The 1,011-nt window shown below is 59.4% G+C and carries 2 protein-coding genes; one reads left to right on the top strand and one right to left on the bottom strand.

All coding sequences use genetic code 11. The features are described 5' to 3' along the window. Positions 1-131 precede the first annotated feature (131 nt). The gene (locus tag ACUTQY_RS24650; protein WP_033638276.1) at positions 132-524 is read right to left on the bottom strand and encodes an ASCH domain-containing protein; all 393 of its coding nucleotides are present in this window, start codon (positions 522-524) and stop codon (positions 132-134) included. 336 nt (positions 525-860) lie between these two features. Between ACUTQY_RS24650 and yniD the strand changes: the two genes are divergently transcribed. Then, positions 861-953, top strand: a complete 93-nt coding sequence (yniD, locus tag ACUTQY_RS24645; RefSeq protein WP_016928013.1) for a small membrane protein YniD — start codon at positions 861-863, stop codon at positions 951-953. Positions 954-1,011: the final 58 nt, after the last annotated feature.

Genomic DNA, 1,011 nt, shown 5'->3' with positions numbered 1-1,011 from the left:
TCGCGGCCCGATCGCGGGCGCCGCTGCGCGCCCAATTCTCGTCTTGCGCCAGCGTCGCGCGGCCGGCGATCAGATCGGCGGCCATCTCCGGGCTCGCCCACTGGCACTCGTAGGGAACGGCGCGCATCAGTTTAGAACTTGTCGACGACTTTGAAATTCATCAGCACCAGCGTCATGTCCGGCGAGAACAGATCGTACTCTTCGAAGAAGCGCTGCAGCTCTTTGCGCCAATGCGCCAGCGAACGATCGCCCTCGCCTTCGGCAAAGGCGTGCGCTTCATCGACCTGATCGTACGTTTTCATTTCCACCGCGGTCAGCTCAACCGCGCAGACCGGCTCTCCCTTGCCGTCCACCACCAGGAACCGATCGCCAGCCTGTGGGATGCCCTCGCCGTCCAGGTTGGAGCAGGTCGCCGTTTTGGTGCCGTTCAAAATCAATTGGACCACTTCATCGGCCTGCTGTTCGGTATCGCCGAACGCCCAGCGCTCAAGGTGCTCGTATTTCTGTGGAATTGCCGTCGCCATGATTATACCTTTTGGAAAAATGCCTCAATGCAGACAGGATAGTACAACGTATTGGCGGCCGTCTGCATCCGTCACAAGCGCGACTGCGCGTTATGCCAGCGCCGTCTTTACGAGTTTTTACCGTTCTTCGCTGTGCCTTCAGCGCTACCGGGCGCATACTGTGAACAGTATTCACTCAATGGCAACGCCAGGCGGCAACATGCGGCAAGACGATTTCGATGCTGACGATACCTTCAGCGATTTACTCAACAGCGTCGCGTTGGCGACGCTGTTGCTCATCGCCATCGCCGGCGGATGGTATTTCAGTTAAGAGAGGGCGACGTGGCGACAAAACGCATGGGCAACAAGCTCAGTAAAATGGTGGTGGTGCTGCTGCTGATCTGCCTGGCGTTGCTGCTGTTGCGTTGGGCAGCGATAGCGTTCGGTTAATCCCATAAAACGACGCCGGCCAACCGCCGGCGCCCTGCTCACCGCCGCGGCGCCGCGG

Source organism: Serratia sp. TSA_130.1, assembly GCF_052691795.1.
Note: the sequence above shows the minus strand (reverse complement) of the source record. Positions and strands in the feature narration are given on the sequence as shown.

What these genes read in the sequence shown, in the direction of transcription:
- ACUTQY_RS24650 (WP_033638276.1), bottom strand. Translation starts at nt 524, where the DNA reads ATGGCGACGGCAATTCCACAGAAATACGAGCACCTTGAGCGCTGGGCG.
- yniD (WP_016928013.1), top strand. Translation starts at nt 861, where the DNA reads ATGGGCAACAAGCTCAGTAAAATGGTGGTGGTGCTGCTGCTGATCTGC.